Source organism: Limnohabitans sp. (assembly GCF_040401135.1).
Lineage (GTDB): Bacteria > Pseudomonadota > Gammaproteobacteria > Burkholderiales > Burkholderiaceae_C > Limnohabitans.
The window spans coordinates 1-22,660 of the sequence record NZ_JBBAOV010000011.1 but is presented as its reverse complement, the minus strand read 5'-3'; the positions used below and the strand labels follow the sequence as shown (position 1 = coordinate 22,660).

The 22,660-nt window shown below is 54.4% G+C and carries 20 protein-coding genes and 1 tRNA gene; 17 read left to right on the top strand and 4 right to left on the bottom strand.

Annotated features, from left to right (window positions below):
* Nucleotides 1-77 precede the first annotated feature (77 nt).
* From scpA to ABWP81_RS04740, 5 genes are read left to right on the top strand one after another with little or no spacing between them, the layout of a single operon-like run.
* The gene (scpA, locus tag ABWP81_RS04760) at nucleotides 78-2,288 is read left to right on the top strand and encodes a methylmalonyl-CoA mutase (protein ID WP_353139946.1); all 2,211 of its coding nucleotides are present in this window, start codon (nucleotides 78-80) and stop codon (nucleotides 2,286-2,288) included.
* Nucleotides 2,285-3,298: a methylmalonyl Co-A mutase-associated GTPase MeaB gene (gene meaB, locus ABWP81_RS04755; RefSeq protein WP_353139944.1), complete on the top strand. Its 1,014-nt coding sequence runs from the start codon at nucleotides 2,285-2,287 to the stop codon at nucleotides 3,296-3,298. The genes scpA and meaB overlap by 4 nt, the downstream gene beginning before the upstream one ends.
* Before the next feature lie 42 nt (nucleotides 3,299-3,340).
* Nucleotides 3,341-4,873: an acyl-CoA carboxylase subunit beta gene (locus ABWP81_RS04750; RefSeq protein ID WP_353139942.1), complete on the top strand. Its 1,533-nt coding sequence runs from the start codon at nucleotides 3,341-3,343 to the stop codon at nucleotides 4,871-4,873.
* A gap of 20 nt (nucleotides 4,874-4,893) precedes the next feature.
* Complete coding sequence (locus tag ABWP81_RS04745) at nucleotides 4,894-6,942, top strand: acetyl-CoA carboxylase biotin carboxylase subunit (protein ID WP_353139940.1); 2,049 nt, start codon at nucleotides 4,894-4,896, stop codon at nucleotides 6,940-6,942.
* Nucleotides 6,943-7,434 (top strand): VOC family protein, encoded by a 492-nt coding sequence (locus ABWP81_RS04740; RefSeq protein ID WP_353139938.1) that lies wholly within the window; start codon nucleotides 6,943-6,945, stop codon nucleotides 7,432-7,434. It begins immediately after the preceding gene.
* Nucleotides 7,435-7,438: 4 nt separating this feature from the next.
* On the opposite strand, the gene ABWP81_RS04735 is transcribed toward ABWP81_RS04740, so the two are convergent.
* From ABWP81_RS04735 to ABWP81_RS04725, 3 genes are read right to left on the bottom strand one after another with little or no spacing between them, the layout of a single operon-like run.
* Complete coding sequence (locus ABWP81_RS04735) at nucleotides 7,439-8,641, bottom strand: MFS transporter (RefSeq protein WP_353139936.1); 1,203 nt, start codon at nucleotides 8,639-8,641, stop codon at nucleotides 7,439-7,441.
* 55 nt (nucleotides 8,642-8,696) lie between these two features.
* A complete protein-coding gene (rsxB, locus tag ABWP81_RS04730; protein ID WP_353139934.1) occupies nucleotides 8,697-9,356 on the bottom strand; it encodes an electron transport complex subunit RsxB in 660 nt (219 codons plus the stop codon).
* Entirely contained in the window at nucleotides 9,353-10,786 is a 1,434-nt protein-coding gene (locus ABWP81_RS04725; RefSeq protein ID WP_353139932.1) for a polyhydroxyalkanoate depolymerase, read from the bottom strand. Before ABWP81_RS04725 ends, rsxB begins: the two co-directional genes overlap by 4 nt.
* Nucleotides 10,787-10,865: 79 nt before the next feature.
* Here ABWP81_RS04725 and ABWP81_RS04720 point away from each other — a divergent pair, with 79 nt between their 5' ends.
* Nucleotides 10,866-11,150 (top strand): hypothetical protein, encoded by a 285-nt coding sequence (locus ABWP81_RS04720; protein ID WP_353139930.1) that lies wholly within the window; start codon nucleotides 10,866-10,868, stop codon nucleotides 11,148-11,150.
* A gap of 61 nt (nucleotides 11,151-11,211) precedes the next feature.
* On the opposite strand, the gene ABWP81_RS04715 is transcribed toward ABWP81_RS04720, so the two are convergent.
* Nucleotides 11,212-12,408, bottom strand: a complete 1,197-nt coding sequence (locus tag ABWP81_RS04715) for an amino acid aminotransferase (RefSeq protein ID WP_353135923.1) — start codon at nucleotides 12,406-12,408, stop codon at nucleotides 11,212-11,214.
* Nucleotides 12,409-12,557: 149 nt separating this feature from the next.
* Here ABWP81_RS04715 and uvrB point away from each other — a divergent pair, with 149 nt between their 5' ends.
* From uvrB to ABWP81_RS04660, 11 genes are all read left to right on the top strand, one after another.
* Nucleotides 12,558-14,681, top strand: a complete 2,124-nt coding sequence (uvrB, locus tag ABWP81_RS04710) for an excinuclease ABC subunit UvrB (protein WP_353139928.1) — start codon at nucleotides 12,558-12,560, stop codon at nucleotides 14,679-14,681.
* Between the two features lie 134 nt (nucleotides 14,682-14,815).
* On the top strand, nucleotides 14,816-15,352 hold the full coding sequence (gene iscR, locus ABWP81_RS04705; RefSeq protein WP_353135929.1) for a Fe-S cluster assembly transcriptional regulator IscR: 537 nt from the start codon (nucleotides 14,816-14,818) through the stop codon (nucleotides 15,350-15,352).
* A 32-nt stretch (nucleotides 15,353-15,384) separates the two neighbouring features.
* Complete coding sequence (locus ABWP81_RS04700) at nucleotides 15,385-16,605, top strand: IscS subfamily cysteine desulfurase (protein WP_353135932.1); 1,221 nt, start codon at nucleotides 15,385-15,387, stop codon at nucleotides 16,603-16,605.
* A gap of 15 nt (nucleotides 16,606-16,620) precedes the next feature.
* Nucleotides 16,621-17,013: a Fe-S cluster assembly scaffold IscU gene (gene iscU / locus ABWP81_RS04695; RefSeq protein WP_353135935.1), complete on the top strand. Its 393-nt coding sequence runs from the start codon at nucleotides 16,621-16,623 to the stop codon at nucleotides 17,011-17,013.
* A 15-nt stretch (nucleotides 17,014-17,028) separates the two neighbouring features.
* Nucleotides 17,029-17,352: an iron-sulfur cluster assembly protein IscA gene (gene iscA, locus ABWP81_RS04690; RefSeq protein WP_353135938.1), complete on the top strand. Its 324-nt coding sequence runs from the start codon at nucleotides 17,029-17,031 to the stop codon at nucleotides 17,350-17,352.
* A 28-nt stretch (nucleotides 17,353-17,380) separates the two neighbouring features.
* Nucleotides 17,381-17,914 (top strand): Fe-S protein assembly co-chaperone HscB, encoded by a 534-nt coding sequence (hscB, locus tag ABWP81_RS04685; RefSeq protein ID WP_353139926.1) that lies wholly within the window; start codon nucleotides 17,381-17,383, stop codon nucleotides 17,912-17,914.
* 14 nt (nucleotides 17,915-17,928) lie between these two features.
* Nucleotides 17,929-19,785, top strand: coding sequence for a Fe-S protein assembly chaperone HscA (gene hscA, locus ABWP81_RS04680; RefSeq protein WP_353139924.1), 1,857 nt, complete (start codon nucleotides 17,929-17,931; stop codon nucleotides 19,783-19,785).
* On the top strand, nucleotides 19,786-20,124 hold the full coding sequence (gene fdx / locus ABWP81_RS04675; RefSeq protein WP_353135944.1) for an ISC system 2Fe-2S type ferredoxin: 339 nt from the start codon (nucleotides 19,786-19,788) through the stop codon (nucleotides 20,122-20,124).
* Nucleotides 20,125-20,126: 2 nt separating this feature from the next.
* Entirely contained in the window at nucleotides 20,127-20,840 is a 714-nt protein-coding gene (gene dnaQ, locus ABWP81_RS04670) for a DNA polymerase III subunit epsilon (protein ID WP_353139922.1), read from the top strand.
* 36 nt (nucleotides 20,841-20,876) lie between these two features.
* Nucleotides 20,877-20,951 (top strand) — tRNA-Val (locus ABWP81_RS04665).
* 398 nt (nucleotides 20,952-21,349) lie between these two features.
* A complete protein-coding gene (locus ABWP81_RS04660) occupies nucleotides 21,350-22,363 on the top strand; it encodes an alpha/beta hydrolase family protein (protein WP_353139920.1) in 1,014 nt (337 codons plus the stop codon).
* The last annotated feature ends 297 nt before the right edge of the window (nucleotides 22,364-22,660 follow it).

Below are 22,660 nucleotides of genomic sequence, written 5' to 3'. Positions count from 1 at the left end.
TCCTTTTAAACGATCAGACCCTAGGCTAAGCTTGGGTTTCTTTGATTGCTGCACACCCCTTTGAAGAGTGATTTGCCATGAGCCAAAAGCCGACCGAATTCACAAGTGCCAACGCGCAAGCTTGGCCCACATTTGCCGAAAGCAGCCACGAATCGTGGTTGCGTGCCGCGGCCAAATCAGCCCCAGGCGGCGACGTCAACGCACTGAACTGGAAAACCTTGGACGGCATCAGCGTCAAACCTCTGTACACCGCTGAAGACACCCAAAACCTCCCCTACGCCAACACCTTGCCGGGCTTTGAGCCTTATTTGCGTGGTCCACAAGCCACCATGTATTCGGTTCGCCCTTGGACGATTCGTCAATACGCGGGCTTCTCTACCGCAGAAGAGTCCAACGCTTTCTACCGCAAGGCTCTGGCTGCTGGCGGCCAAGGTGTGTCGGTGGCGTTTGACTTAGCCACCCACCGTGGCTACGACTCTGATCATCCGCGTGTCACCGGAGACGTGGGCAAGGCCGGCGTGGCCATTGATTCAGTGGAAGACATGAAAATCTTGTTCCACGAAATCCCCTTGGACAAAGTGTCGGTCTCCATGACCATGAACGGCGCTGTGTTGCCTGTGTTGGCAGGCTACGTGGTGGCGGCTGAAGAGCAGGGCGTCAGCCAAGAATTACTGAGCGGCACGATTCAGAATGACATTCTGAAAGAGTTCATGGTGCGTAACACCTACATCTACCCGCCCGAGCCGTCGATGAAGATCATTGGCGACATCATTGGCTACACCGCCCAGCACATGCCTAAGTTCAACTCGATCTCGATTTCGGGTTACCACATGCAAGAGGCAGGTGCCAACCAAGCCTTGGAATTGGCCTTCACCTTGGCCGACGGCAAAGAGTATGTAAAGACCGCCATTGCTTCAGGTTTGGATGTCGATGCCTTCGCGGGTCGCTTGTCGTTCTTCTGGGCGGTGGGCATGAACTTCTATTTGGAAATCGCCAAGATGCGCGCCGCCCGTTTGCTGTGGTGCCGCATCATGAAGGGCTTTGACGCCAAAAACCCCAAGAGTCTCATGCTGCGCACGCATAGCCAAACCTCAGGCTGGTCGCTCACCGAGCAAGACCCCTACAACAACGTGGTGCGCACCACCATCGAAGCTATGGCTGCGGTGTTTGGCGGCACACAGTCGCTGCATACCAACTCGTTTGACGAAGCCATTGCATTGCCCACCGAGTTCAGCTCTCGCATTGCTCGCAACACGCAGCTGATCATTCAAGAAGAGACCCACATTACCAACGTGATCGACCCTTGGGCCGGCTCTTACATGATGGAGTCGCTCACGCAAGAAATGGCCGACAAAGCTTGGGCCATCATCGAAGAAGTCGAAGCCATGGGCGGCATGACCAAAGCTGTGGGAAGCGGTTGGGCCAAGTTGAAGATCGAAGCGGCTGCTGCCGAAAAGCAAGCGCGCATCGACTCTGGCAAAGACGTCATCGTGGGCGTCAACAAATACAAGCTGGCCAAAGAAGACCCCATCGAAACCTTGTCGATCGACAACGTGCGCGTGCGTGACGGCCAGATTGAACGTTTGCAAAAAATCAAAGCCAAACGCGACAACGCCAAAGTGCAAGCTGCGTTGGACGCAATCACGGCCTCGGCTGAGTCTGGCGCGGGCAACTTGCTTGACTTGACTATCAAAGCGATGCGCCTTCGAGCCACGGTGGGTGAGGTGAGCGATGCACTCGAAAAAGTGTTTGGCCGCCACCGTGCTGACCCTCAAAAAGTGACCGGCGTTTACGCCGCCGCCTATGACGATGGCGAAAACGTGGGAGACACCATGGACTATTGGAATGCCCTGAAGGCTGACATTGCCGATTTCGCAGACGCGCAAGGCCGTCGTCCTCGCGTGATGATTTCTAAGCTAGGCCAAGACGGTCATGACCGTGGCGCCAAAGTGGTGGCCACTGCGTTTGCTGACTTGGGCTACGACGTGGACATGGGCCCACTGTTTCAAACACCTGAAGAGTGCGCACGACAAGCGATTGAAAACGACGTCCATGCGGTCGGCGTTTCTACACTTGCGGCGGGTCACAAGACCTTGGTGCCGGCCATCATTGCAGAGCTCAAGAAGCAAGGCGCTGACGACATCATTGTGTTCGTGGGCGGTGTGATTCCGCGTCAAGACTACGACTTCTTGTATGAAGCGGGCGTCAAAGGCATTTACGGCCCGGGCACTCCTATTCCAGCTAGCGCCAAAGATGTGCTGGAGCAAATCAAAAAGGCCATTGGGTGACGCCTGCACAGTTGCTCGATGATTTGCTGCAGGGCAACCCGCCCACGCAGCGTCGTGCGATGGCCAAAGCAATTACCTTGCTCGAGTCCACGCGCGCGGATCATCGCGCCTCTGCCGATGAGTTACTCACGGCCATGTTGCCGCATGCAGGCCATGCGTTTCGACTCGGCATCAGCGGTGTACCGGGCGTGGGTAAGTCCACCTTCATCGAAGCACTGGGTTTGTATTTGATTGCCCAAGGCCATCGTGTGGCGGTGCTGACCATCGATCCATCCAGCACGGTATCGGGCGGCTCCATCTTGGGTGACAAAACCCGCATGGAGTTGCTCAGTGTGCACGACCAAGCCTACATTCGCCCCAGTCCATCTAGCGGTACCTTGGGGGGCGTGGCTGAGAAAACGCGTGAGTCCATGTTGGTGTGCGAAGCCGCAGGCTACGACGTGGTGATTGTCGAAACCGTAGGCGTGGGCCAAAGTGAAACTGCGGTGGCCAACATGACGGACATGTTTGTTTTGATGCAATTGCCCAATGCGGGCGACGATTTGCAAGCTATCAAAAAAGGCGTGATGGAAATCGCCGATTTGGTGGTGATCAACAAAGCCGACATCGATGTCAATGCGGCCACCCGCGCGCAGCTGCAAATTACCAGTGCCTTGCAACTGCTGGGCATGCACGGCAGTGCGGGCCATGCGCATCGCAACACCGAGGTGTGGCATCCAAAAGTGGTGCAGCTCAGCGCCTTGCTCAACCAAGGCGTGGCTGAGTTTTGGGCGTCCGTGCGGGACTTTCAAGCTCTGCAACAACACAGCGGACGCTTTGCAGAGCGACGCCAGCACCAAGCCTTGTCGTGGATGTGGGAACGCATCGACGCTGGCTTAAAACAAAACTTCAGGGCGCATGGCCGTGTGCAAACGCTGCTGCCCCAACTCAGCCAACAAGTCGCGGCGGGCCAACTGGCCGCTTCGACTGCTGCCCGTCAACTGCTCGGCGCCTATGAATCGAAAGCTTAGGGCGCAGAGTTAATTTGAGAATTTCCCCGGAGAAAAGAGAGCATGCAAGATATCAACGAACAACTAGAACAAAAGCGCGCTGCAGCCCGCTTGGGTGGCGGACAAAAGCGCATTGACGCGCAGCACGCCAAAGGCAAGCTTACGGCGCGTGAGCGCCTCGAAGTGTTGCTAGACGAAGGCACCTTCGAAGAATGGGACATGTTTGTGGAGCATCGCTGCACCGACTTTGGTATGGGCGACGACAAAATTCCGGGCGATGGCGTGGTCACTGGCTACGGCATGATCAATGGCCGATTGGTGTTTGTGTACAGCCAAGACTTCACCGTGCTGGGCGGCTCGTTGTCCGAGACGCATGCTGAAAAAATTTGCAAGGTCATGGACCAAGCCATGAAGGTCGGCGCACCTGTGATTGGCCTCAATGATTCGGGTGGTGCTCGAATTCAAGAGGGTGTCGCCGCATTGGGTGGCTATGCCGACGTGTTCCAGCGCAATGTAATGGCCAGTGGCGTGGTGCCCCAGATCAGCATGATCATGGGCCCATCGGCGGGCGGCGCTGTGTATTCGCCAGCGTTGACCGACTTTATTTTTATGGTCAAAGACACGTCTTACATGTTCGTCACCGGCCCCGAAGTGGTGAAGACCGTGACCCATGAAGAAGTGTCCGCCGAAGAACTGGGTGGTGCTGTGACGCACACCACCAAGAGCGGCGTGGCCGACATGGCTTTTGAGAACGATGTGGAAGCGCTGTTGATGCTGCGTCGCCTCTACAACTACCTGCCTTTGAACAACCGTGAAAAAGCGCCTGTGCGTGCCAGCGGTGACCCCTCAAGTCGAATGGACATGAGCTTGGACACCTTGGTACCCGAGAACCCTAACAAAGCCTATGACATGAAAGAGCTCATCGTCAAAACAGTGGACGATGGCGACTTCTTTGAACTGCAACCCGACTACGCCAAAAACATCCTGATTGGCTTTGCCCGTATGGAAGGCCAAACCGTGGGTATCGTGGCCAATCAGCCTCTGGTGTTGGCAGGTTGCTTAGACATCAAGAGCTCCATCAAGGCCGCACGATTTGTGCGTTTTTGTGATGCGTTCAACATTCCCGTGGTGACGTTTGTGGACGTACCTGGCTTCATGCCCGGTACCTCGCAAGAGTACGGCGGCATCATCAAACACGGCGCCAAATTGCTGTACGCGTATGCCGAGTGCACGGTGCCAAAAATCACGGTCATCACTCGCAAAGCCTACGGCGGTGCTTACGATGTGATGGCTTCCAAGCACTTGCGCGGCGACGTGAACTTTGCTTGGCCCAACGCCGAGATCGCGGTGATGGGTGCCAAGGGTGCGGTGGAAATCATCTTCCGAGAAGACAAAGGCGACCCCGAAAAACTGGCGGCCAAAGAAGCCGAATACAAAGCTCGCTTTGCCAATCCGTTTGTTGCTGGCGCTCGCGGCTTCATCGATGACGTGATACAACCGCACGAAACACGCAAGCGCATCTGCCGCTCGCTGGTGATGTTGAAAGACAAGAAGCTTGACAACCCATGGCGCAAGCACGGCAACATTCCACTGTGATGGCCAAGGAGAAGAATAAGATGTTTACCAAAATTTTGATTGCAAACCGTGGCGAAATCGCCTGTCGCGTTATCGCCACCGCCCGCAAAATGGGCATCAAAACCGTGGCGGTTTACTCGGAAGCCGACAAAGAAGCACGCCATGTGCAACTGGCTGACGAAGCGGTATTAATAGGCCCAGCGTCCTCGCGCGAGTCTTACCTTGTGGCTGACAAAATCATTGCCGCTGCCAAGGCTACTGGGGCCCAGGCCATTCATCCAGGCTACGGATTTTTGAGCGAGAACGCTGAGTTTTCTAAGCGTTGCGAAGATGAAGGTATTGCTTTCATCGGCCCGCGCCACTTTTCGATTGCCGCCATGGGCGACAAGATTGAGTCCAAAAAGCTGGCAGGCGCTGCGGGCGTGAACTGCATACCCGGTGTGAACGATGCGATTGAAACTGCTGAAAAAGCAGTCGAGATCGCCAAAGGCATTGGCTACCCCGTGATGATCAAAGCATCGGCCGGTGGCGGCGGCAAAGGCCTGCGCGTGGCGTTCAACGACAAAGAAGCGTTTGAAGGCTTTACCTCTTGCCGCAATGAAGCGCGCAACAGCTTTGGCGACGACCGCGTGTTCATCGAGAAGTTTGTCGAGGAGCCTCGTCACATCGAAATACAAGTGCTGGGCGATAGCCATGGCAATGTGATTTATCTGAACGAGCGTGAGTGTTCGATTCAGCGCCGTCACCAAAAAGTGATTGAAGAAGCGCCGTCGCCCTTCATCAGCGACGCCACTCGCAAAGCCATGGGCGAGCAAGCGGTGCAGTTGGCCAAGGCCGTCAAATATCAATCGGCCGGTACGGTGGAGTTTGTGGTCGGCAAAGACCAAAGCTTTTACTTCTTGGAGATGAACACCCGCTTGCAGGTGGAGCATCCAGTGACTGAAGCCATCACCGGGCTCGACTTGGTGGAGATGATGATTCGCGTGGCCGCGGGCGAGAAGTTGCCTATTGAGCAAAAAGACGTGCAATGCAATGGCTGGGCCATCGAGTGCCGCATCAACGCCGAGGACCCATTCCGCAATTTCTTGCCTTCCACAGGTCGTTTGGTGCGTTTCCAAACACCGAAACAAACCATGTTTCAAGGCAACACAGCTGACTTGTTGGGCGTGCGCGTGGACACGGGTGTGCAAGACGGTGGCGAGATCCCTATGTTTTATGACTCGATGATCGCCAAGCTCATCGTGCACGGCAAGGACCGCAACGACGCGATTACCAAAATGCGCGAAGCTTTGAATAGTTTTGTGATTCGCGGCATCAGCTCGAACATCCCCTTCCAGGCCGCTTTGTTGGCCCACCCGCGTTTTGTGTCGGGTGACTTCAACACCGGCTTCATTGCCGAGCAATACGGCAAGGGCTTTCGAGCCGAAGACGTGCCGCACGACGACCACAACTTCTTGGCTGCCTTGGCTGCGTTTGTGCGTCGCAAGTCGCGCGAACGCGCAGCAGGTTTAAGCGGTCAGTTGCCTGGCTATGACGTGCAAATTGGGCAAGACTACGCAGTGGTCGAACTGGGTCAAGGTGGCGACAACCGCTATGTGTCAGTGCATGTGGACGAGTTTGTGGGCAAGCCCGGTGTGGCGCAAATCAACATCGCGGGCAAAACCTACGCCATCGAAAGCAAGTCACGCTTGAACGACATTTGTATTCAAGGCACTTGTAACGGTCAGGCTTTCACGGCACAAGTCGAGCGCGGCACTTTGAAAAATCCATTGGCTTTACAAGTGCAGCACAACGGCACACGAATTGACGCCTTGGTGATGTCGCCACGCATGGCCGAGTTGCACAAGCTGATGCCATTCAAGCTACCTCCAGACTTGAGTAAATACGTGTTGTCGCCCATGCCGGGCTTGTTGGTTGAGGTGTCCGTGACCCCCGGTCAAAAAGTGCAAGCGGGCGAGCGTGTGGCTGTGATCGAGGCCATGAAGATGGAAAACGTGTTGTTTGCTGCTGCAGACGGCGTGGTTAAACAAGTGGTGGCGGCTAAAGGCGAGTCACTCACGGTGGACCAGATGATTGTGGAGTTCGAATAAATGAGCCACATCACCCGACCTTTTAAAGTACTAGGCGTCCAGCAAATCGCCATCGGCGGCACCGATAAGGGGCGTTTGAAAAAACTGTGGGTGGACATGTTGGGTCTCGAAGTCACGGGCACGTTTCAAAGCGAGCGCGAGAACGTGGACGAAGACATTTGTGCCATTGGCGTTGGCCCCTTTAAGGTTGAAGTCGACTTGATGCAACCCATGGACATCGACAAAAAACCAGCGGTTCACGCCACGCCTTTGAATCACATTGGCTTGTGGATCGATGACTTGCCTGTGGCGGTGGAATGGCTCTCTGCCCAAGGTGTGCGTTTTGCACCCGGTGGCATCCGCAAAGGTGCTGCTGGCTTTGACATTACCTTCATGCACCCCAAGGCGAACGACGAGTTTCCTTTGAGCGGCGAAGGTGTGTTGATTGAGTTGGTGCAAGCTCCGGCTGAAGTCGTACAGGCCTTTGCGGCCTTGGCGGCTGCGCACGCCTAACGCGCTATTCGTGCATCGTTACCCGTTTGGCGAGGGCAAATGCCGTCAAAGACGCACACGTAGCTACCACGGCACACAACCAATAATGCGTCACTTGGCCGCTGGGTTCGCTTTGCAACAACATGCCGCCTACCCATGCGGCTGCGCCCATCGAAAACGATTGCACCGCGCCGTTGAGCGACATGAAGGTGCCGCGAAATTTAGGGTTGGCCGCTGAGGTGAGCAAGGCCATGCCTGGAATCATGCGAGCGTTCATGGCAAAAAACAAAGTGGTCGATGCCAGCAACACAAAGGGCAGGGGCATAGGCACTAGCAGAGTGACCACCACCATTGGAACGATGGAGAACAACACGGCACGTTGAAAGGTCTTGCGCTTACCCAAACGGTCGGTCACCCCGCCCACCCAGCGCCCGCTGAAGAGTGTGACCACACCGCCACAAAAGTAGAGCCATGGAATTTCGTGAGCCGCCATGATCTGGTTGTTTTGCAAATAAAGCGTGATGTACGGAATGATGGTGAATACACCAAACATCATGGTGGCTGACAAGAGCAAGGCCATGCGTTGGTTGGGCTCGCCCAGCACTTGCCCCATGGCGTGCAGCACATGTTTGTCTTTGGCGTGGGCTACATGGGCATCAAGCTTGGGCACGCTGTAGTTGGCCATTGCACCCACAGCTACGCACAGCACACCAATGGCAAAGAAGGCACTGTGCCACCCCCACAGGTTGGCAAACAACAAGCCTGCTGGCACGCCTGCCACGGTGGCCACCGAGAAAGATGTCATCACAATGCCTGTGGCGCGACCACGGCGATCAAAGGGCACTACATCGCCAATGATGGTTTGCGTCATGGTGGACAACACGCCACCAAAAAAGCCTGATGCAATGCGCGCCGCCATCAGCCAGCCATAGGTAGGCGCAATGCCGCAGGCCACGGTGGTGAGGGCAAACAGCACATACAGCGTGAGCAGCAAACGCTTGCGGTCAAAGCGGTCAATGAAGGTGGTGGCAAACAAGCCAGACAGCCCCGCTGCCACCGTGTAGGCAGAGACCAACAAGCCAAACTCAGCAAAGCTGATATCAAACAGGCGGGTGAGCTGGGGCCCCAGCGGCATCATGATCATGAAGTCCACGATGTGTGTGAACTGAATGCCGGCAAGCGACAAAAGAAGCAGAAGTTCTCTGCGCGCAGTTAATTGGGTGTGCATGGAAATTTCAGGTATCGCACATGGGGCAGTAGAGGCCCCAAAAACGCTTGGCGGACTAGGCCTTGGAGGGCTGGCGTGCTTTAGCTTTAGCGAGTGCGGCCTCGATGATCGCACGTTTACGATCAGCCTCAGGCGCGTGTTCTGCGCCTTTGGTGTGTGCAGGCAGGTCTGCAAGTTTTTCGACGGCTTGTGCTTGCATCCGTTCGTCGTGTTCTGTCGCTTCACGCTTGAGACGCGCCGTGCGCACGTCATAGCGTTGGCGTGCGATATCGGCCATTTCTTGCGGCCATGAGGCCCAGCCGCTCAAATGGATGTCGATGGGCTCAAGCGAGATGCAATCCACAGGGCAGGCCGGAATGCACAGCTCGCAGCCGGTGCAATAGGGCTCCACCACGGTGTGCATGCGTTTGTTAGTGCCCACGATGGCATCGGTCGGGCACACCGCAATGCACAGAGTGCAGCCAATGCACCAAGCCTCGTCAATGATGGCGATGGTGCGCGGGCCTTCAAAGCCGTTGTCTGGGTTCAGGGGGAGGGCAGGCTTTCCTGTAAGAGCAGCCAGCCGTTCAACGCCCTCAGTGCCGCCAGGCGGGCACTGGTTGATAACAGCCTCGCCTAGCGCAATGGCTTGGGCATAACGCTGACAGTCAGGGTAGCCACAACGCGTGCATTGCGTTTGTGGCAGGGCGTTGTTGAGCTGCTCGATCAGGCTCACTTTTGTGCGGCAGGGGCTTTTTTGGCAACAGGCTTTGCCGTTGCTTTTTTAGCGGCTGGGGTAGCTTTAGCCACTGTGGGTGAAGCTTTTTTAGCCACGGGTTTTGCTATCTTAGCTACAGCCTTGGGCTTAGCTGCAACGGCTGCGCCAACGTCTGTGCTGTCAGCTTTGCTGTGCGCCAAGATGAAGCTCTTGACATGTGGATACACCATGTCGCGCCAGCGGCGGCCACTGAAAATACCGTAGTGGCCTGCGCCTTTGGCTTCAAGATGGTGCTGCGCTTTTCGCACAATACCGCTGCACAGCTTGTGAGCTGCTTCGGTTTGGCCAGAGCCGGAGATGTCATCCAACTCGCCTTCGACCGTCAACAGGGCTGTGGTGCGAATGTCTTGTGGGCGAACCAGTTCGAGCTTGCCTTGCGGGTTTTTGACCTCCCACGTGCCACGCACCAGCTTGAATTCTTGAAACACCGTGGTGATGGTTTCAAGGTAGTAGTCGGCATCCATGTCCAGTACGGCGTTGTACTCATCGTAAAAATCGCGATGCGAATCAACGTTTGAGTTGTCGCCCTTGATCAAATCTTGGAAGTAGTCGTAATGGCTCTTTAAATGGCGGTCAGGGTTCATAGCCACAAAGCCCGTATGCTGCAAGAAACCAGGATACACGCGACGGCCCGCGCCCGGAAAGCTGTCTGGCACACGGTAGATGACGTTGTTTTCAAACCAACTGAAGCTCTTGTTCATAGCCAAGTTGTTCACTGAGGTGGGCGACTTGGTGGCGTCAATCGGGCCGCCCATCATGGTCATGGTGATGGGGGTCTTTTCGCCGCGGCTGGCCATCAATGACACAGCTGCCAATACAGGCACCGTGGGCTGGCACACGCTCATCACGTGGCAGTTGCCGTATTTGCTTTGGAGGTGACGGATGAACTCTTGCACATAGTTCACATAGTCGTCGAGGTGGAATTCACCTTCGGTCAACGGCACCAAGCGTGCGTTTTTCCAGTCGGTGATGTACACCTTGTGGTCTTTCAGCATGGTGCGCACGGTGTCACGCAGCAAGGTGGCGTAGTGACCAGACAGCGGAGCAACGATAAGCACCGCGGGCTGGCCTTTGATTTCGCTCAGCATGTCGATGTCGTCTGTGAAACGTTTGAAACGTAGCAGTTCGCAAAATGGCTTGTCGACTTCAACGCGTTCATGAATGGCAATTTCATTGCCCTCAACTTCCACAGTGTGAATGCCAAATTGTGGTTTTTCGTAGTCTTTGCCCAAACGGTACAGCAGGTCGTAGCCCGCGGATACGCGCTGCGCCAAGGGGTTTTGTGCAATGACTGAGTTGGGTTGAGCGTAAAGTTTGGAGGCCGCTTGCGCAAAGTCTGCGAACGGCTCCATGAGGCTACGTTGCGTTTCGAAGATTTGGTAAAGCATGGTTTTATCTCAGTATGTTGCAGTGCAATATAGCAGTTGTTACTTGGTTGAAAATGGAGTCTGTCCCCCAATTTGCTCAATGCAAGCAACCACACACGTTAATTGCGAATACATACATAAATATTACACGCATGCCTGCTTTGTTGCCCAATGGGTAGCTCAGCAAATCACATCGGGCCACCTAGAAGCGTTGGCAGATTTCCAAGCCCAAGACGAGAAAGCCAAAATGTCTCACCCCAGCTACGAGCATTTCTTGCCTTTGCTCTACGCTGCAGGGGCGGCAGATGCGGGTGAGCCGGTTGAGTTTTTCAACGAGGGGTATCAGTTGGCATCAATTGCGATGCGCTCTGTCATTTGGGGCTAGAAAAAAAGGGCCTCACGGCCCTTTTCCTCTGCTGCACGTGATGCGTGCAAACGGTGTGTTGTTACATCACTTTCGCAATGGCTTGGCACACGTAGTCAATGTTTTTGCTGTTCAACGCAGCCACGCACATGCGGCCGGTGTCAGTGCCGTACACACCAAACTCAGAGCGCAAACGCACCATTTGGTCTTTGCTTAAACCTGAGTAGCTGAACATACCGATTTGGGTGGTGATGAAGCTCATGTCTTGCTTCACGCCCGCGGCTTTGAGGCCATCAACCAGCTTTTGACGCGTGGCCTTGATGCGCACGCGCATTTCGCCCAATTCTTTTTCCCACAAAGCGCGAAGCTCGAGGTTGTTCAACACCGCAGCAACCACCGCGCCGCCGTGGATAGGTGGGTTGGAGTAGTTGGTGCGAATCACGATTTTGAGCTGTGACAACACGCGGCTGCACTCTTCTTTGTCGGCGCACAAGACGCTCAAAGCACCTACACGCTCGCCGTACAAGCTGAAGCTCTTGGAGAACGAGGTGGACACAAAGAAGCACAGGCCGGCGGCTACGAATTTTTGAATCACAGCGCCGTCTTCGGCAATGCCGTGGCCAAAGCCTTGGTAGGCCATGTCTAGAAAAGCGGTGAGGTTTTTGTCCTTGACCACGGCTACCACTTGGTCCCATTGGGCTGCAGTGATGTCGTAGCCGGTGGGGTTGTGGCAGCAGGCGTGCAACACCACCACGGTGCCGGCGGCAGCGGCATTGAGAGAAGTCAACATGCCGTCAAAGTTCACGCCGCGTTTGTCTGCGTCGTAGTAGGCGTAGGTGTCGACCTTGAAGCCTGCGTTGGTGAACAAAGCTCGGTGATTTTCCCAGCTTGGATCAGAAATCAACACGGTGGCGTTGGGGCTCAGGCGCTTTAAGAAGTCAGCCCCGATTTTCAAGCCGCCTGTGCCGCCAATGCCTTGCACCGTAGCCACGCGGCCAGAGGTGACAGCTTCAGAGTCAGAGCCAAACACCAAGCCTTTAACAGCGGCGTCGTAGGCAGCTATGCCGTCGATCGGCAGGTAGCCCCGTGGAGTGGGCGTGGCCATCATGGTTTTTTCTGCGGCTTGCACGCATTGCAACAAGGGTAGTTTGCCGTTGTCATCGAAGTACACACCTACGCCGAGGTTGACCTTGTTGGGGTTGGCGTCGGCGTTGTATTGCTCGTTGAGGCCCAAGATGGGGTCGCGGGGTGCCATTTCGACAGCGGTAAACATTGACATCGTCAGTCCTTGAACACGGATAAAGAGAGGGGGTTAGGTAAACAGGCGCAGTCTGCGGTAGGCTTGCACGTTCGGCTTGAATTTTAAGGGTCAACCCTCAGTTTTTTGAGCGCCGCACGTTTTTTTCGAGCTATACAGTTTTCACCACCATGTCTGAAACCATAGAAACACTTGCTGACGCTAAGCGTGCCTCCGAGACGGCAGGGGCCACAGAGGCGTCAAAAGGCGTCCTCGTCAGCTATCCTGGCTCGCCTTTTGAGCTGTTTCAGCCTTTCCCACCTGCGGGCGACCAGCCCACGGCCATTGCACAGCTGTTAGAAGGCGTGAATGACGGCGAGGTGTTTCAAACCCTGTTGGGCGTGACGGGTTCAGGTAAAACCTTCACCATGGCCAACGTGATTGCTCAGCTAGGGCGGCCTGCCATCATCTTTGCTCCCAACAAAACTCTGGCCGCGCAGCTGTACAGCGAGTTTCGAGAGTTTTTCCCCAACAATGCGGTGGAGTATTTCGTCAGTTACTACGACTACTACCAGCCCGAAGCCTATGTGCCGCATCGTGATTTGTTCATCGAAAAAGACAGCGCCATCAACGAGCACATTGAGCAAATGCGCTTGAGCTGTACTAAAAGTATCTTGGAGCGCCGCGATGTGATTGTGATTGCATCGGTGTCGGCCATTTACGGCATTGGTGAGCCCGAGAGCTACCACCAGATGATCATGACACTGCGTGCCGGTGACAAAGTTGGGCAGCGCGACGCCATTGCGCAATTGGTGCGGATGCAATACGAGCGCAACGATCAAGATTTTTCACGCGGAAAATTTCGCGTGCGCGGTGACACGATTGATGTGTTCCCTGCCGAACACTCCGAGCTGGCGATTCGCATTGAGTTGTTTGACGACGAAATCGAAAGCCTGCAACTGTTTGACCCACTCACGGGCCGAATTCGCCAAAAGATTCCTCGTTTCACTATTTACCCATCTAGTCACTACGTCACACCGCGCGACCGCGTGTTGGCAGCGGTAGAAACGATCAAGGTGGAGTTATCAGACCGTCTCAAAGAGTTGGTGGGCATGAACAAGCTGGTCGAAGCCCAGCGCCTAGAGCAGCGCACACGCTTTGATTTAGAGATGCTTAGCGAGGTGGGCCACTGCAAAGGCATTGAGAACTACACCCGCCATTTGTCGGGTGCGCCAGTGGGAGCGCCGCCCAGCACCTTGACTGACTACATGCCCAAAGACTCGATCATGTTTTTGGACGAAAGCCACGTGATGATGGGTCAGCTCGGTGGCATGTACAACGGCGATCGTGCACGCAAAACCACGCTGGTGGAGTATGGCTTTCGTTTGCCCAGCGCCTTAGACAACCGGCCGCTCAAGCTGGAAGAGTTTGAAAAGCGCATGCGCCAAGTGGTGTTTGTTTCTGCCACGCCCGCCGACTACGAAAAGACGCATGCCAGCAAAGTGGTGGAGCAGTTGGTGCGCCCGACAGGCTTGGTCGACCCCATGGTTGAAGTGCGTCCCGCCACGCACCAAGTGGACGATGTGCTGCAAGAAATTCGCATCCGTGTGGAGCTGAACGAGCGCGTGCTCATCACCACGCTGACCAAGCGCATGGCTGAGCAGTTGACCGATTACCTCACTGACAACGGCGTGAAAGTGCGCTACATCCACAGCGATGTGGACACGGTGGAGCGTGTGGAAATCTTGCGCGATCTGCGCTTGGGTACCTTTGATGTGCTGGTGGGCATCAACTTGTTGCGTGAAGGCATCGACTTGCCCGAGGTGTCGCTGGTGGCCATCTTGGACGCCGACAAAGAAGGCTTCTTGCGCTCAGAGCGCAGCTTGATTCAAACCATTGGCCGTGCTGCGCGTCACCTGAGTGGCAAAGCCATTTTGTATGCCGACCGCATGACCGAGTCGATGAAAAAAGCCATCGGCGAAACCGAGCGTCGTCGCACCAAACAAATTGCGCACAACCTCGAGATGGGCATCACGCCGCGCGGTGTGGTTAAGAGAATTCGCGATTTGATTGATGGCGTTTACAGCGAGAAGGCGGGTAAAGAAGCGCAAGAACGCGAACTGCAACGCGCCGCCATTGAAGACATGAGCGAACGCGATGTGGCCAAAGAAATCAAGCGCTTAGAGAAGCTCATGATGGAACACGCCCGCAACCTCGAGTTTGAAAATGCTGCCCGTGTGCGTGACCAACTGGCTACCTTGCGCGAACAAGCTTTTGGCGGTGCGGGACACGACAACGTGGCGGTGCTGGCGTAAAAAGTCTGACCCTCAACCCATGAGCTTTGTCATCGACAAATAGGGCTTTTGACTGAGTACCCGAGCAAATCCGTAGGGATTGATCTATACTTGACCAAATTAGTCGACAAAGCCTAATTATCCAGGAGTTTGCTATGCGTCTCACCACCAAAGGCCGTTTTGCGGTCACTGCCATGATTGATTTGGCCCTACGTCAAAACAGCGGCCCCGTAACCTTGGCAGCTATCAGCCAGCGCCAACAAATATCGCTGTCTTACCTCGAGCAGCTGTTTGGTAAGCTGCGCCGCCACGATCTGGTCGAGTCCACACGCGGCCCCGGCGGTGGGTACTCGTTGGGTCGCAAGGCGGCTGAGATCACCGTGGCCGACATCATTTTGTCGGTGGACGAGCCCATCGACGCCACCCACTGCGGTGGCAAAGAAAACTGTTTGGGCGAAACCGGCCGCTGCATGACGCACGAGTTGTGGGCTTCGCTCAACCAACGCATGGTGGAGTTTTTGGACTCCGTGACCCTGCAAAAACTGGTGGACGAGCAACTTGCCAAAGGTGTGGAAATTGAAAATAAGCCCACCCTGAAGCGTGCCATTCAACCTATGCCCGTGGTCAAGCCCATCCGCGTCAACGCGCCCAATTCGGTGTTTGCTTTGGGCAATGCCTTTGCCAAAAACTAATTCACGTTTCTTTAAATTTTGATTGACCCATCATGGACATGACACCTCATTTCCCCATTTATCTTGATTACGCCTCTACCAATCCATGTGACCCACGGGTTGTGGACGCCATGATTCCTTGGCTACGCGAGCACTTTGGCAACCCCGCTTCCCGCAGCCACGCTTGGGGCTGGGAGGCAGAAGCGGCGGTTGAAAAAGCCCGTGAAGACGTGGCATCTTTGATCGGCGCAGACCCACGTGAAATCGTGTGGACATCTGGCGCGACCGAATCCAACAACCTCGCCATCAAAGGCGCAGCTCACTTCTACAAGTCCAAAGGCAAGCACCTCATCACTGTAAAGACCGAGCACAAAGCTGTACTTGACACCATGCGCGAGTTGGAGCGTCAAGGCTTTGATGTGACCTACCTTGATGTGCAAGAAGACGGCATGCTGAATATGGATGCGCTGTTAGCCGCGATTCGCCCAGACACCATCTTGATCAGCGTCATGCATGTGAACAACGAAATTGGCGTGATTCAAGACATTGCAGGTATTGGTGCGATGTGCCGTGAAAAAGGCATCATCTTTCATGTGGATGCTGCGCAGTCCACTGGCAAAGTTGAGATTGACATGGCCACTTTGCCAGTTGATTTGATGAGCTTAGCCTCGCACAAAACCTATGGTCCCAAAGGCATTGGTGCTTTGTACGTTCGCCGCAAGCCTCGCGTCCGCTTGGAAGCTCAAATGCATGGTGGCGGCCACGAGCGTGGCATGCGAAGCGGTAGCCTGCCCACTCACCAATGCGTGGGGATGGGGGTGGCTTTTCGAATTGCCAAAGAAGATATGGCCAAAGATTTGGCTAAGGCCAAAGCCTTGCAAAAGCGTTTGCTTGATGGTCTTAAAGATATGGAGCAAGTCTTCATCAACGGCAGCATGGAACATCGTGTGCCCCACAACTTGAACATCAGTTTCAACTATGTAGAGGGCGAGTCGCTCATAATGGGCATCAAAGGATTGGCAGTGTCGTCGGGCTCGGCCTGTACCTCGGCCAGCTTGGAGCCCAGCTATGTGTTGCGTGCCTTGGGCCGCAGCGATGAGTTGGCGCACAGCAGTTTGCGCATGACAGTAGGCCGTTTCTCCACTGAAGAAGAAATCGACTACGCCATCGAAACCATTCGCCTCAACGTGGCCAAGCTGCGCGAACTCAGCCCCTTGTGGGACATGTACAAAGAAGGCATCGACATCAGCACCATCCAATGGGCTGCTCACTAATTTAGGAGATTCACCATGGCATATTCTGAAAAAGTTATCGATCACTACGAAAACCCCCGTAACGTGGGCGCCTTTGATAAGGGTGACGACTCTGTGGGCACCGGCATGGTGGGTGCGCCCGCATGTGGCGACGTGATGAAGTTGCAAATCAAGGTCAACCCTGTGACGGGCGTGATCGAAGATGCTCGTTTCAAAACCTATGGTTGTGGCTCTGCCATTGCTTCGTCGTCACTTGTGACCGAGTGGGTCAAGGGCAAAACCCTGGACCAAGCGGCCGCCTTGAAAAATAGCGAAATTGCCGAAGAGTTGGCGCTGCCACCCGTAAAAATCCATTGCTCCATCTTGGCTGAAGACGCCATCAAGGCTGCGGTGGAAGATTACAAAAAGAAACACGCTACCGCTGCATAAACCAAAAAGAACATCATGGCGATCACACTGACTGAAGCCGCGGCACGACACGTGACCCGCTACCTTTCCAAACGCGGCAAAGGCGTGGGTGTGCGCTTGGGCGTCAAGACCACAGGCTGTTCAGGTTTAGCGTACAAGCTCGAATACGTGGACGACCAAGAACCCGAAGACGTAATTTTTGAAGATCATGGCGTGAAAGTACTGATCGACCCCAAAAGCTTGGCCTACATTGATGGCACGCAACTCGACTTTGTGCGTGAAGGTCTGAACGAGGGCTTCAAATTTTTGAACCCGAACGAACGTGACCGTTGCGGTTGCGGCGAATCGTTCCGTATTTAAATTCCCATAGGTTAAAGCGAGGCGCAACTTGATCGAACCGGCCCAGCCGTTGTCGGAGCAGCTTGCTGTCAGCGACTTTGAACTCTTCGGTGTGCCCGAGCAGTTTGCACAAGACCGCGCGCATCTGGACGCACGTTGGAAAGACCTCCAGCGCGAAGTCCATCCCGATAAATTTGCCTCTCAAGGCACTGCCGCTCAGCGTGTGGCTATGCAGTGGTCGGTGCGCATCAACGAGGCTTACCAACGCCTGAAAGACCCGATGCGTCGTGCCGCCTATTTGTGTGAACTGGGTGGCGCACCCATTGATGCCGAGATCAACACCGCCATGCCCGCCGCATTTTTGATGCAACAGATGGAATGGCGTGAAGCTATGGACGATGCCACCGATGTATCCGCGCTCGAAGCCTTGTTGGATGATGTGCAGCAAGCCCACAAAGCCGCTCTGCAGCAATGCGCTCAACTTATTGACACGGGCCACGACCTGCCCGCTGCCGCGCAGCAGGTGAGGGGGCTGATGTTCATTGAAAAGTTTTTACGCGACATCGAAGCCCGAATCGACTGAGACAATACACATTTATGGCGTTGTTACAAATTTCCGAACCTGGCCAAGCGCCAGACCCGCACCAGCGACGTATCGCGGTGGGCATTGACTTGGGTACCACCCACTCCTTGGTGGCTTCTATGCGCAACGGCGTGGCCGAGTGCTTGCCTGACGCTGAGGGCCATGCCATCTTGCCGTCGGCTGTGCGCTACCTTGAAAACGACGGCCGCCAAATTGGCCGAGCTGCTTTGGCATCGCAAGCAGAAGACCCACAAAACACGCTGGTGTCTGTGAAGCGTTTCATGGGTCGTGGTTTGGCTGACATTGCCAACCGCGACCAGCTGCCCTATGTGTTTATGGACAAGCCTGGCATGCTGGCTATTCAAACCCGTATGGGCGAGAAATCGCCCGTCGAGGTGAGTGCAGAAATTTTGGCCACTTTGCGTTTTCGTGCCGAAGACACCTTCAACGACGATTTGTACGGCGCGGTCATCACCGTGCCCGCCTACTTTGACGACGCCCAACGCCAAGCCACCAAAGATGCTGCGCAACTGGCGGGCATCAACGTGCTGCGCCTCATCAACGAGCCTACCGCTGCTGCCATTGCCTATGGCTTGGACCAAGGCAGCGAAGGTGTGTATGCGGTGTACGACCTGGGCGGCGGCACGTTTGACATCTCTATCCTGCGTTTGTCACGCGGTGTGTTTGAAGTGCTCTCCACGGGCGGTGATTCCGCTTTGGGTGGCGACGACTACGACCGTGCTTTGGTCGATTGGGTGCAAAGCCAAACGGGCTGCACCATTGCCACACCTGCCGATAAATCTAATGTGTTGGTGGCCGCACGTGCGTGCAAAGAAGCTTTGTCTGCTGCTGATAGCGCGACGTTTGAAGTGGCCCTCTCTGGCGGCGCTTTGAGTCACACCGTCACACGCGCAGAGTTTGAAGCTGCCTCAACCGCTTTAACTCAACGTACCTTGTCTGCCGTGCGCAAAGCCTTACGCGACGCCAAGCTGAGCCACGACGACTTGCAAGGTGTGGTGATGGTGGGTGGCTCCACCCGCATGCCCCAAGTGCAGCAGGCCGTGGCCGATTTATTGGGTTGCGCTCCTTTGAACAACCTCAATCCTGACGAAGTGGTGGCCCTCGGTGCTGCTATTCAAGCCAACCAACTGGCGGGTAACAACCCCGATGGCGATTTGCTGTTGCTTGATGTGATTCCTTTGTCGCTGGGCATTGAAACCATGGGCGGGTTGGTGGAGCGTATCGTGCCGCGCAACCAAACCATTCCCACAGCCATGGCGCAAGACTTCACCACCTATCAAGATGGCCAAACCGCCTTGGCCTTGCATGTGGTGCAGGGCGAGCGCGATTTGGTGGCCGACTGCCGCAGCTTGGCCCGCTTTGAATTGCGCGGTTTTCCACCGATGGCCGCAGGCGCTGCCCGCATTCGCGTGACCTTCACCGTCGATGCAGACGGCATGCTGAGCGTGGGTGCCCTAGAACAGCTTAGTGGCGTCGCAGCCAACATCACGATCAAACCCTCGTATGGTTTGTCAGACGACCAAATTGCCAACATGCTGCAAGACAGCTTTAAGACGGCAGAGCAAGACATCAAAGCCCGTGCTTTGGTGGAAGCGCGGGTGGACGCCGACCGCATGTGGCTAGCCACGCAAAGCGCTTTGCAAGCCGATGGCGATTTGTTGTATGCCGAAGACCGCACCCGCATCGACACCTTGATGGTGGCCACACTCGAAGCTAAAAAGCTAGAAGACGCCGCCGCCATTGAAGCCACCACCGAGGCTCTGGCTAAAGGCACAGAAGCCTTTGCCGCACAACGCATGAACCGAGGCATTCAACATGCCTTGGCCGGTCAAAACATCGAGAACCTTTAAATGCCAGTCATCAAAATCTTGCCCCACGCTGAGCTCTGCCCACAAGGCGCAGAACTGCAAGTTGCAGCCGGTAGCACCATCTGCGAAGTGCTGTTGGAAAACAACATCAACATCGAGCACGCCTGCGACATGAGTTGCGCGTGCACCACCTGTCACGTCATCGTGCGTGAGGGCTTCAAGTCCCTCAACGAGACCGATGAAAACGAAGACGACTTGCTTGACCGTGCTTGGGGCCTTGAGCCTAATTCGCGCCTGAGTTGCCAAGCCATCGTGGCACAGCAAAACTTGGTGGTTGAGATTCCAAAGTACACCATCAACCACGCCAAAGAAAACCACTGACCATGCGCCAGATTTTTCTAGACACCGAAACCACGGGCCTCTCGGCTGACAACGGCGACCGCGTGATTGAGATTGGTTGCGTCGAGCTGCTGCACCGCAAGCTCACGGGCAACAACCTACATTTCTACTTAAACCCCGAACGTGACAGCCACGAAGAAGCCTTGCGCGTGCATGGCATCTCTAACGAGTTCTTGAAAGATAAGCCCAAGTTTGCAGACGTGGTGGATCAGTTGCTCGAATACATCGAGGGCGCAGAAATCATCATCCACAACGCCCCGTTTGACGTGGGCTTTTTGAACAAAGAACTAGAACTGCAAGGCCGCCCGCGTTTCCACACCTTTGTGGACGGCATCACCGACACCTTGGTGATGGCCAAAGAAATGTTCCCGGGTAAGCGCAACTCACTCGACTCGCTTTGCGACCGCTTAGAGGTTGACAACTCAGGCCGCACCTTGCATGGTGCGTTGCTAGATGCCGAGCTGTTGGCCGATGTGTACATCAACATGACACGCGGTCAAGATGCCTTGCTCATGGAAGTGGAGAGCAACGACCAGCAAACCCGCAGCACCATGCGTGTGGATCTCAGTAGCTTCCAGTTGCCCATCATTGCCGCCACTGAACAAGAGTTGACGCAACACGCCGATGTGCTGGTTCAGTTGGACAAATCTAGCGCGGGCAAAACAGTGTGGCGGAATCTGGAAAATTCTGTGACATAATTGCTGTCTTTCCAGAGACGGAAAAACGGTAAAGATGGGCGATTAGCTCAGGGGTAGAGCACCACATTCACACTGTGGGGGTCGCAAGTTCGAAACTTGCATCGCCCACCATTTTTGCAAATACTGAAAGATATCAACCACTTAAGTTCTTTTCAGAATTTACTTTTCAAGAGTTAGGCGTATGCTTCCCTAGGAAGCATTTTTTTGCCCGTAGAAAAGCTACACCTTGTTGTTTCAGACTTCGCGCCAATTCTGTTTGCTACGGCTTACAAAACTTCATATGCTCACGCTTCGTGAGCAAGGGCTCTAAGCGCAAATTAAAAAAACTGCGAGCACCCTCCCTTAAGGTTTGTTGCAGCATATGCGTTGTACAGGTTGTAGTGGCTAGTATTTTGAATTTGTCTTTCTGGAAAAGCAGAACAATCGTCCTAACTGTTGGCTCTTCCTCTGAAACTCAAAAATACCATGCCCTAAAAAATTACGCTTGATTTCATGAAAAAATATACAAAATGAAAATCAAAAACCTGCTGATTCTTTTTTTTACCACTGTGACTGCAATTGTCGTAGCTGCACAACCAAGCTCGCAGTGCAAACCTCATCCAGATGGCGCTACAAAGCTGATAGAGATTCGGCCTAGATTCCACACAGTGGGCGCAGAGGTAGCTGACTTCGACCCCTGCCATCGTTCAGTAGAGTTCAAAATACCAACCAAGTTTCTGGGCAAACCTTTGGATGTGAAGCCACCACTGGTCATCATTGCTCATGGTGGTGGAGGCGCAGGACTCTTAGAAAGAAACATGGTAGCGGCACTTTATCAAAACAACATTGCGACCCTCTTGTTTGATGCCTATCAGATGAATGGCTTCTACCAGGGCTATCCATTCTGGGGATCGCAGGCAACAAATGAATCACGTCAAAGGATGATTTATAAAGCGGCGCTAGGTGCTTACCAATGGTCCTTATTGCAATCAGACAAGGTAGATACCTCCTCCATCTATTTGCAGGGCGTTTCCAATGGTGCCGCAGTGGTTGTGAATTTGGCCAGCGTAGTCGACCCCAAGCATGTGAGGTTGGTGATCGCAGAGGGGTTACCCGGCATGGGAATTGGTTTACCAGACAATTTGTCTGTGCCAGTCAGGCTTGTTTATGGCGCCATTGATAACTACGGTGGTAAACATGACACAGACTGGATGTCTGATAGATCGGAGTTTTGCCGCATCAATGCCTATGTCAAATGGATTTCGGAAGGCAATGCTAAAAACTGCAACGGTAGAACTAACCCGCAAGCCCAAACTGAAAAGCCTGTGGATTGGATGGCAAGGATGAAGGAGAAGGGCGCTACGATTGATTTAGTTCGCTACGAAAATGCAGCGCATGGCATTCTTCAAGGCCCCATTGATCGAAAGATGCTGACCTACGGTACCGACAATGTGACATTTTCTTGGACAGGGTCTGACTATTCAGCAAAGGAAAAATTGATCTCAGACATTGTCAAGGCGGTTGAACTGACCAGATCCAAATAAGCAGGCGTTTAGAAATCTTACGTCCGCCAACAGCTGAGCAGTCAGCCATAGGAATTGGGAGCGATAGTTTGGTTTCTGAGATGAAAAAATCTCAAGCGTAAAAAGTCTTTACGCTAGATGTCCTACAAGTTCTAAATAATTGATATAAATTAATAATTTAATATTCATTGATATACTACAACTATACTACTTTGAGACTTGTGTAAGTGGCTAAATTGTTGATTTAATTGGGTAAATTGGCGAACTGCCATAGTCTTCACACTGTGGGGGTCGCAAGTTCGAAACTTGCATCGCCCA